At 72.6% G+C, this 9877-nt stretch carries 5 protein-coding genes and 1 pseudogene; 3 read left to right on the forward strand and 3 right to left on the reverse strand.

Annotated elements, in window-relative coordinates:
- Positions 1–83 precede the first annotated feature (83 nt).
- Positions 84–512, reverse strand: a pseudogene (locus AB0B85_RS33340) (IS5 family transposase); the annotation flags it as partial.
- Positions 513–743: 231 nt separating this feature from the next.
- Between AB0B85_RS33340 and AB0B85_RS33345 the strand changes: the two are divergent.
- The 3 genes from AB0B85_RS33345 to AB0B85_RS33355 are packed head-to-tail and all read left to right on the forward strand — an operon-like array spanning position 744 to position 7229.
- Positions 744–1985, forward strand: a complete 1242-nt coding sequence (locus AB0B85_RS33345; protein WP_357413720.1) for an MFS transporter — start codon at positions 744–746, stop codon at positions 1983–1985.
- A complete protein-coding gene (locus tag AB0B85_RS33350) occupies positions 1982–5266 on the forward strand; it encodes an amino acid adenylation domain-containing protein (protein WP_357413722.1) in 3285 nt (1094 codons plus the stop codon). Before AB0B85_RS33345 ends, AB0B85_RS33350 begins: the two co-directional genes overlap by 4 nt.
- A complete protein-coding gene (locus AB0B85_RS33355) occupies positions 5256–7229 on the forward strand; it encodes an AMP-binding protein (RefSeq protein ID WP_357413724.1) in 1974 nt (657 codons plus the stop codon). Before AB0B85_RS33350 ends, AB0B85_RS33355 begins: the two co-directional genes overlap by 11 nt.
- Positions 7230–7235: 6 nt before the next feature.
- On the opposite strand, the gene AB0B85_RS33360 is transcribed toward AB0B85_RS33355, so the two are convergent.
- Positions 7236–8405, reverse strand: a complete 1170-nt coding sequence (locus AB0B85_RS33360) for a cytochrome P450 (RefSeq protein ID WP_357413726.1) — start codon at positions 8403–8405, stop codon at positions 7236–7238.
- The gene (locus tag AB0B85_RS33365) at positions 8402–9553 is read right to left on the reverse strand and encodes a condensation domain-containing protein (protein ID WP_357413728.1); all 1152 of its coding nucleotides are present in this window, start codon (positions 9551–9553) and stop codon (positions 8402–8404) included. Before AB0B85_RS33365 ends, AB0B85_RS33360 begins: the two co-directional genes overlap by 4 nt.
- Positions 9554–9877: the final 324 nt, after the last annotated feature.

A 9877-nucleotide genomic window follows, 5' to 3' on the forward strand; every position in this document is an offset into this window, starting at 1 on the left:
GACAGCGCATCCCACTCGACATCAGACAACTCGTAGCGACGACCCACGCGCTACATCATCCGACATCAAGATCCTTTGAAGACACGGCCTAGGGCGTGATCGGCGGGTTCGTCGTGCACGCCGCCGGGCGGTTGTTTCTGGAGGTGGCCGTGTCTGCGGGCGCCGGCGGCGTGTTGGTGGGCGCGGCTGGTCATCGAGTCCACGCTGACCGTCCAGCCGATCCGGCCCTGCGCATCGCCGGTGGCCTGTGACGCGGCCAGGATCTTGTCCCAGGTTCCATCGCGCTGCCAGCGACGGAACAGGCCGTAGAGCGTCTGCCATGGTCCGTACTCGGCCGGGACGTCACGCCAGGGCGACCCGATCCGGATCCGCCACCTGATCCCATCGATGAGCTGCCGTTTCTCCCACTTCGGCGGACGACCCGTCGTTGGCGCGGCAGGCAACAGCGGGGCCAGAACGGCCCACTGCCTGTCGGTCAGGTCATGCCGCCTCGTCACCGCTACGCTGGACACGAGGTCTCCGGTATGAAGTTCTTGCTTGGTCGCAGAACCAGATACCGGAGACCTCTTCAGTTGTCGATCACCGCCACGCCGTGAACCTCACCGGCCACCACGACTTCTGAAACACGCCTTAGCCGCGAGCCGTCGGTGCGCAAGTGACGCGGATCGATCCTGCGGTCCCCCGTACGCGTCCGCCGGCGCTATGCTCCCCACTCGTGCTGCACGCGGACGGGGGTCGCTGGCATGACTGTTATCGCGCCGGTCACATACATCGCGCTGCTCCGTAGCCTGCCGGCTCTACGGCGACTGTGGATCGGTGGCGCGATCTCGACGTTCGGTGACGCCGTGCAGGGCGTCGCGCTGGTCTGGCTCGCCACCCAGACGTCGTCACCCGGTGTCTCGGTGTCGATCGTCACCACGGCTCTCTACCTTCCGGCCGTCCTCATTGGGCCGTTCGCCGGCACCATCGCCGACCGGATCGACCGCCGACGCCTGCTGGTGACCGCCGACGTGCTTCGGGTCGCCACCGCGGGTCTGGTGCCGCTCGCCTTCGTCCACTCAGGCCTATGGCCGGTGGTCGCGATCACCCTGGTGCACTCCGCCTTCACGGCGCTGTTCAACGCCGCGCAGACCGCCGCGGTGCCCGACGTGACCGGCCCCGGGTCGCTGGTACGCGCCAACGGCCTGCTCTCCTCCACCAACTACACGATGCTGGTGGCGGGCCCGGCGGTCGGCGGTTTCCTGGTGGCCGGCACGCCGACGGCGGTACCGTTCCTGCTCAACGCGGCGACGTTCGCGTTCTCGGCCGTGATGGTGCTGCTCATCCCGGCGACCGCGCTGGCCGCGCCGGCCCGCGACGAGCACGTCACTTTCCTGGCCGACCTGCGCGCCGGCGTGCGGTACGCGCGCCACCGGCCGCCGATCGTTCTCTACATGATCATCGGCGTCGTGGCGACGCTCGGCTTCGCCCCGGCCCCCGTGGCCCTACCGAGCTTCGCGAACGAGCTCGGCGTGGGCAGCGTCGGCTTCGGCCTGATCGCCAGTATCGGCAGCCTCGGCTACGCCGTCGGGTCCGTCCTCGTCGGCACGATCAAGCCGGCGCGGGCGGCGACCGCCCTGGCCGTCGGGTTCCTGGCCATGGGCGCCGCCACACTGGCCCTCTCGGTCGCGCCGGGCCTGGTGCTCGCGCTGGTGCTGGTGGCGCTGCGATCGGGGTGCAACGCCGTCACGCTCGTCACGGGTCTCAGCATGCTGCAACGGATGGTGCCGAGCGCCCTGCGGGGGCGCATCATCACCCTGACCAACAGCGTCCAGGAGCTGCCCCGTCCGTTCGTGCTGCCGGCCGCAGGCTTCGTCATCGACGCGACCGGCGCGCGACCGATCTTCGCCGCCATGGGGGTCCTCATCATGCTGTCCGGGGCCATCGCGACCGCAGCCCGCAAGACCCTGCAAACGGCGCACGACGCCGAGGAGGGGGCCGCATGACTGCCGACGAGCACTCGACGGCAGTCATGCACTTCCCGGCGTCCCTGGCCCAGCAGCGTTTCTGGTTCCTGCAGGGCCTGCAGCCGGACAGCCCGGTGTTCAACCTCACCGCCGCTCTGCGGCTCGACGGGACGCTCGACGAGGCGGCACTGCTCGGCGCCGTGCAGGACGTCGTCGACCGGCACGAGGCGCTGCGCACCGCGATCGTGGCCGAGGACGGCGTACCCCGGCAGCGGGTGTGGGCGTCCGCGCCGGCACCGGTCACCACGGTCGACCTCACCGGCCTGGTGGACGCCGAGCGGGAACGCGCCGTGCAGGCAGAGATCGACGCCGAGGCGGGGCGCCCGTTCGACCTGTCCGCCGGCCCCCTGGCGCGGGTCCGGGTGCTCCGCACCGCGCCGACCGAGCGCTTCCTCACGCTGAGCGCCCATCACGCGGTCGTCGATGGCTGGTCGATGCGCGTCCTGCTCGGCGACCTGTCCGCCGCCTACCGGTCGCGGATCACCGGTGAGGGCACCCTGGGGGAGGCGCCGTTGCAGGCCGGCGACGTGGCCGTGTGGGAACGCGAGCGGCTGGCCGGCGGCGCGTTCGCGGGCCAGCTCGAACGCTGGCGCGAGCGGCTGGCCGGCGCCGCCTGCGGCATCGACCTACCGATGTGCGGGCCGCGGGAACAAGTGCGTCGTCCAGCGGGTGGCCGCGTCCCCGTGCGCCTCGACGCGCGCCTGACCGACGCCCTGCGCACGGTGGCCGCCGAGCGGGACGCGACGCTCTTCACGGTCGTGCTGGCCGGCTTCCGGCTACTGCTGCACACGTACACCGGACAGGACGACCTGGTGATCGGCTGCCCGACGTCCGGGCGCGCCCGGCCCGAGCTGCGCGACGTCGTCGGCGGCTTCGGCACCGTGCTGCCCGTGCGGACCCAGCTGCCGCCGGGCGCCACGATCGACGACCTGCTCACCGTCACCCGGCGTGCCACGCTGGCCGCCCTCGCCGACCAGGACGTGCCCTTCGAGGCCCTGGTCGACGCCACCGGCGCGGGCGGCGACCTCAGCCGCACGCCGCTGTTCGAGGCGCTGCTGTCGCTGCTGCCGCGCTTCGACGGAGTCGTCGATCTGCCCGGCGTCGAGGCCACCGAGGTCGACTGGACCAACGGGTCGGCCCAGTTCGATCTCGCGCTACATCTGCGCGAGGAGGGCGACGAGATGGTCGGCCACCTCGAACACGCGACGGCCCGCCTGCCGGCCGGGGCCGCCACCCGGATGGTCGGCCACCTGGTGCGGGCGCTGGAAGCGGTGGCCGGCGACCCCACGCGGGCCATCACCGACGTCACCCTGGTCTCCGACGCCGAACGGGAGCGCATTCTCGCGCTGGGCCAGGGTGAGGAGGCACCGTTTCCCGACCTGCGCCTCGAGGACCTGGTCTCGGCGCGGGCCGCGGCCGACCCCGGTGCGGTCGCGCTGCGCTCGCAGGACGGTGACCTGACGTACGCGGAGCTCGACGCGGCGGCGCGGGAGCTGGCCGGCCGGCTCGCCGCCTCCGGCGTGGGGCCCGAGTCGCGGGTCGGCGTGCTGGCCGAGCGCTCGCCCGGCCTGGTGATCTCGATTCTCGGGGTCCTGCACGCGGGTGCCGCCTACGTGCCGCTCGACCCGGAGTACTCGGACGAGCGGCTCCGCTACATCGTGGCCGACGCCGGCTGCGCCGTCGTCCTGGGCGACGGGCGCCACACCGAACGCGCGGCACGCCTGGGTGCGCCCGCCGAGGCCGCCGCGGCGCGGTCCGTACCATCCGATCGGTCGCCCGACTCGCTCTGCTACGTGATGTACACGTCCGGCTCGACCGGGCGTCCCAAAGGCGTGGCCGTTGCTCACCGCGGCATCGTCAACCGGGTGGCCTGGGGCCAGCGCAGGTGGCCGCTGAGCGTCGGCGACCGGGTGCTGCACAAGACGCCGTTCACCTTCGACGTGTCGGTGTGGGAGCTGCTGTGGCCGCTCAGCGCGGGCGCGACGGTGGTGCTCGCCCGGCCCGGCGGACATCGGGATCCCGCCTATCTGGCGGCGCTGCTGGCCGACGAGCGGATCACCGTGGCGCACTTCGTGCCGTCGATGCTGCGCCACTTCCTCGAAGGCGGCGAGCGGCGGAGTTTCCAGGCGCTGCGGCGCGTCTTCTGCAGCGGCGAGGCACTCTCGCGGGACCTGGTGGAGTCGTTCGGCCGCGCGGTCGGCGTCGAACTGCACAATCTGTACGGCCCGACGGAGGCCTCCATCGAGGTCAGCTGGTGGCCGTGCACCACCGGGGAACCCGATGCGCCGGTGCCGATCGGACGCCCAATCCAGAACGCGGTGCTCCGCGTGCTCGACGCACGCCGCCGGGTGGTTCCGGTCGGCGTCCGTGGCGAGCTCTACATCGGCGGAGTGCCGGTGGCGCGGGGCTACTGGGGTCAACCCGCCATGACCGCGGAGCGGTTCGTGTCCGATCCCTTCGGGCCGCCCGGATCGCGCCTCTTCCGCACCGGCGACTGGGCCCGCTGGGGCGAGGACGGCACCCTCGAGTTCCTCGGCCGCACCGACGACCAGGTCAAGCTGCGCGGCATGCGGGTGGAGCCCGGTGAGGTCGAAGCGACGCTACGCCGCCACGAGGACGTCGCGGACGCGGCGGTGGCGGTGGTACGCCAACCGTCCGGCCACGACGCGCTGGTCGCCGGCGTCGTCGCGCGGTCCGCTCCAAGCGCCGACCTGGTGGACCGGCTGCTGGCATCGGCACGGCGCGAGCTTCCTCCGTACATGGTGCCGTGGCGCGTGCTCGTCCTGCCGGAGCTGCCGCGTACGCCGAGTGGGAAGGCCGACGGCCGGGCACTCGGCGAGCTCGCGGCCGAGCAGGCCGCGCGGGCGGCGCAAGCAGTGTCGGACTCCGGGCCCCCGACCGAGCTCGAGGAGACGCTGCGTCGGATCCTGACCGACGTGCTGCTCGTCGACGAGCCTGATGTGCACGCGAACTTCTTCGACCTGGGCGGCAACTCACTGCTCGCGATGCAGGTGTTGTCCCGCGTCGAAGGGGCGCTCGGCGTGCGGGTGACGCCACAGGAGTTGTTCTCGGCGCCCACGGTGGCGGAGCTGGCCCTCCGCGTCTCGGCCGCCGGGTCCGCTGCCGGTTCTATCGGGCCGGTGCGCCGGGCCGACGGGCCCGACCCCGACGAGGCGGAGCGGCTCCTCGACCGGCTGGACACACTCTCCGACGACGAGGTGGAACACCTCCTGCGACAGATGGGCACCAATGACCAGTGAACCGTTCGTGGCGCGGCTGCGCCACGCCGCACTGACCCGGCCGGACGACACGGCCTTCACGTTCCTGACGTTCGGCGACGACGACGCGCCCGCCGAGGCACCGATCTCGTACGGGGACCTCGACGCCCGCGCACGATCGGTCGCCGCGGCGCTGCCGGCGGGGGAGCGCGTCCTGTTGCTCTACCCGCCCGGTCTCGACTACATCGTCGCCCTGCTCGGCTGCTTCTACGCCGGCGCGGTCGCGGTGCCCACGTACCCCCCGTTCAACGCCACCTCGATCGACACGGTGCGGCGGATCGCCGACGACAGCCGGCCGGCCGTGGTGCTCGCCGACGGGCTCTTCGCGGGCGGCGACTCGCTGGCTCCGTCGGCACGCTGGCTGTGCGTCGACGATCTCGACACCGCCGCGACGTTCGAGCCGCGACCGGCCGACGTCGACACCGTGGGGCTGCTGCAGTACACGTCCGGGTCGACCCGGCACCCCCGTGGCGTGGTGCTGAGCCACAAGAACCTGGCCGCCAACTCGGATGCGATCCGAGCGGCCTTCGCCCTCTCCGCGGACGACCGGGCGGTGATCTGGCTGCCGCCCTATCACGACATGGGCCTGATCGGCGGCGTGCTCCAGCCGTTGCAGTGGGGCTTTCCGTGCGTGCTCATGTCACCACTGGACTTCCTGCGCCGCCCGCTGCGGTGGCTGGAGGCGGTCACCCGGCACCGCGCGACGGTGACCGGTGCGCCGGACTTCGCGTACTCGCTCTGCGCGGCGCGTGCCGGCGACGACGCGCTCGCCGGCACCGACTCGGGCGTGCGGGGGCTGGACCTCAGCGAGTTGCGGCTCGCCTTCCTCGGCGCCGAGCCGATCCGGCCGGCCACCCTGGCGGCGTTCTCGGACGCCTTCGGTCCGGCCGGGTTCCGACCCTCGTCGTTCTACCCGTGCTACGGACTGGCCGAGTCGACACTGTTGGTGAGCGGTGCCGCCGCGGGATCCGGCGCGCGGGTCACCCGCTACGACCCGGCGTCGCTGGACGGCGGGATCGCGTCGCCGGCCGATGACGGCCGACCGCTCGTCTCCTGCGGCGTGCCGGCGCCCGGCAGCGAGGTCGTCATCGTCGACCCGCTCACCGGGCAGCCGCAGCCCTCGCGGCATGTCGGTGAGATCTGGGTACGCGGCGCCAGCGTGGCCGAGGGCTATTTCGAGGCGCCCGGGTCGGAGACCTTCGCGGGCCGACTCGACGAGGGCGCGCCGTTCCTGCGCACCGGCGACCTCGGCTTCCTCGACGACAGGGAGCTGGTCGTCACCGGCCGCCGCGACGACGTGATCATCCAGCGCGGGCGCAACATCTACCCGCAGGACCTGGAGGGCACCGCGGAGCGGGCACACCCGCAGCTGCGCATCGGCTGCGTCGCCGCGTTCCCGGGGTCCGCCCAGGACGACGGCCCGGTGATCGTCGCCGAGGTCTCGCGCGGCGCGGTGGACCCGCCGCTGGCCGAGATGGCCGCCGCCATCCGGGGTGCGATCGCCGAGTCGCACGGTGTCCGGCTCGCGACGGTCGCCCTCGCCCCGCCCGGCGCGGTGCCGAAGACGTCGAGCGGCAAGGTGCGACGGCGCCAGTGTCGGGCGCTGCTCGCCGACGGTGCGCTGTCCCCGCTGCTGCTCGACTCCGCAGACGGCGGGCCCGCGCCCGTCGGGGACTCCTACGCCGCGACCGAGCTCGCCCGCCGCTGCCCCGGCGCCGACATCGATCGGGACCGGTCGCTCGTCGCGCACGGGCTCGATTCGCTCGGCGCCACCGAGCTGGCGAACGCCATCGAGGCAGACCTCGGCGTGCGGGTCAGCACCGAGGAACTGCTGGGCGGCATCACCCCCGCCGAGCTCGACCGCCTGCTGGACGAGCGGCGAGACACGGGCGACGCCGCCGAACCCCCGCTGCGCCGCCAGCCCCGCACCTGGAGCTCCGTCTGACGGGCATCAGGCCACCAGCTTCACCGGGAGCCGCTCGAAGCCGTTGATCTCGCACGAGCGCAGCCGCACCGGCGCGCCCGCGAGCTCGATGGCCGCGGTGCCGGCCAGCAGCTCCTCGACGAGCACCCGCAGCTCCTGCCGGGCTACACCCGCGCCGATGCAGAAGTGCTCGCCCACGCCCATTGCCAGGTGACGGTTCGGCGTGCGCCCGACATCGAAGCGATCCGCGTCGGGGAACACGTCCTCGTCGCGGTTCGCCGAAGGGTTCCAGATCGTCACCAGGCTGCCGGGGTCGATGGTCCGCCCGCGCAGCTGCACCTCACGGCGCACCGTGCGCACGATGTGGGTGGCGGGCGACGTCCACCGCAGGATCTCCTCGATCGCGGACGGCACGAGCGACGGGTCGGCGCGCAGCCGGCGGAGCTCGCCGGGATGATCGAGCAGCGCCAGGATTCCGCCCGCCGCCGCGTGCCGCACGTTCTCAATGCCCCCGACCAGGAGGTTGTCGCAGGTGAGCAGGACCTCGGTGTCGGTGAGCGGCTTGCCCTCCACAGTCGCCTCGACCAGCACACTGACGAGGTCGTCGGCCGGCGCCAGGCGGCGCTGCTCCGCCAGCTCCATGAAGTAGAGCAGGATGTTCTGGTGTGCCGCGCTCTGCCCGGCGCGGTCCTCGACGCCGAACGCGCGCGAGGTCAGCTCGTAGAGCATGTCCCGGTCGGCCCTCGGCACGCCGAGCAGCCAGCAGATGACATGCACGGGCAGCGGGCCCGCCACGTCCCGCACGAAGTCGCAGTCGCCCCGCGCCACGGCCGCGTCGACGAGACGCCGTGCGATGCGGCGCATCGCCTCCTCCAGCTGGGACACGGCGCCCGGCGTGAACCATCGGTTGACCAGGGCGCGCAGCTGACCGTGGCGCGGCGGATCGGTGAGCGCCAGCATCTTGCCGCCGGCCGGGTCGCCCCGGCCCTGCGCGGTGCCGAGCAGGATGCCTCTGGCCGAGCTGAACGTCGCGGGATCCTTGTAGATGCGCATCGCGTCGTCGTACTTCGTGACCGCCCAAAACCCGGGCCGGCCCTCCTGCTCGTTCCAGAACAGCGGCTGTTCGGCGCGCAGCCGCCGCCAGACCGCGTGGGGATCGCCGTCGGCGTAGAGATCGGGATCGGCGAGGTCGGTCACGACTCGGTGATTTTCTTGATCGCGGCGAGCAGGCGCGGACCATCCACCGAGCACGGATGGTGCAACTCCAGCCGGACGCCGTCCGGCCGCGGCTTGGCGAGCAGATGCGCCTCGTCATCCGGGAAACTGTCGAGTACCTCCATGACGGCGGGTACGCCCTCCAGACGGTCGAACGAATAGAAGTTGAAGTGGAAGCGCACGCCCTCGGCCGGGCCGAGCCGCCGCTGCAGGGACACCGAGATGTGCCGCCGGTCGCCGAGCTCACGGCGATAGCCGCGGACGTGCTCGAGCCAGGTCCGGGTCGGGTCGCGCGGCGGGAACACGACGGGAACGACCTGATAGAGGCAGCCGATGGTCTCGCGGTACGGCCCACGGCGCGAGTTGGCCAGGTCGTGCACGACGAACGCACCGGCCGGGCGCAGCACCGTCGCGAGCGCCTCCCCGTAGGCGGCGAGCAGACGGGCGGCCGCTTCGCGCGTCTCGATCCCCGGCGGCAGCTCGACCAGCGTCTGCGACACCTCCCTCGGCTCGCCGACGGTGCTCCCGGCCACCAACGGCCCGGCGTCGCTCAGCCGTCGCGTCCATTCCGCGTGCACGGCGGGGGTGTCGAAGACCAGGCGGCTCTGTGCCGCGTACGAGCTGAAGGGATCGCCGCCAGCAACCGGCGGCAGGCTGCCGGTGCGGTAGGTCTCCCAGAGGCGCGCCAGGAGCAGCGCGCCGCCCGGCGCGTCCAGGACGATGTGGTGCGCGGCGACGACCGCGACCTGCGGCCCTTTCTCGCACCCGGCGAGGGCCGACCGCACGAGCGGGTCGCGAGCCAGGTCGTACGGCCGCTTCACGAACTCGGCGACGTTGTCCGTCCGGGCGACACCTTCGGATCCCTGCTCCGCCACCCACCCCACCACGTCGCCCCCGTGGACGCCGAAGCGCAGGCGCAACGCCGACTCGGCGCCCACGACCAGCGCCATCGCGTGCTCCCACCGCGCCGGGTCCACCGGCCGGGGCAGGGGCAGGGCGAGGCCGAGGCTGTAGGTCGTGCCGCCCGGCTCACGCTCGGCCGAGAGGAAGAGGTCGCGCTGGGTGGGGGAGACGATCTGCCGGCCACCGGGGACCGGAGGATCTCCTGTTCGCTTTCGTTGGAGCTTCATGGCACCCCCATCCTGCCTCGTTCCCGCGCCCACGTGGGTCCCGGGACATTCGAACCGGTGAATCGACGAAGTCGCCCTGACGCGCTGGGGGATCTACCCACCATGGCCGACGCTGCATCTATGGCTCCACCGGTGGCGCGTACGTGGCCGACGACAGGCGACGCGGGGCACGCGTGGGGCTTGCTTCCTCGGCCGCACCTGGGGGCGTCCGTCAGCGGGCACGCTGTCAGAGCCCTAGGCCGTGTCTTCAAAGGATCTTGATGTCGGATGATGTAGCGCGTGGGTCGTCGCTACGAGTTGTCTGATGTCGAGTGGGATGCGCTG

The sequence above is a fragment of the Micromonospora sp. NPDC049044 genome, from assembly GCF_040649215.1.
Lineage (GTDB): Bacteria > Actinomycetota > Actinomycetes > Mycobacteriales > Micromonosporaceae > Micromonospora.

Excerpts from the sequence above, each read along its gene's own strand:
- AB0B85_RS33345 (WP_357413720.1), top strand. The coding sequence starts at position 744 with ATGACTGTTATCGCGCCGGTCACATACATCGCGCTGCTCCGTAGCCTG.
- AB0B85_RS33350 (WP_357413722.1), top strand. The coding sequence starts at position 1,982 with ATGACTGCCGACGAGCACTCGACGGCAGTCATGCACTTCCCGGCGTCC.
- AB0B85_RS33355 (WP_357413724.1), top strand. The coding sequence starts at position 5,256 with ATGACCAGTGAACCGTTCGTGGCGCGGCTGCGCCACGCCGCACTGACC.
- AB0B85_RS33365 (WP_357413728.1), bottom strand. The coding sequence starts at position 9,553 with ATGAAGCTCCAACGAAAGCGAACAGGAGATCCTCCGGTCCCCGGTGGC.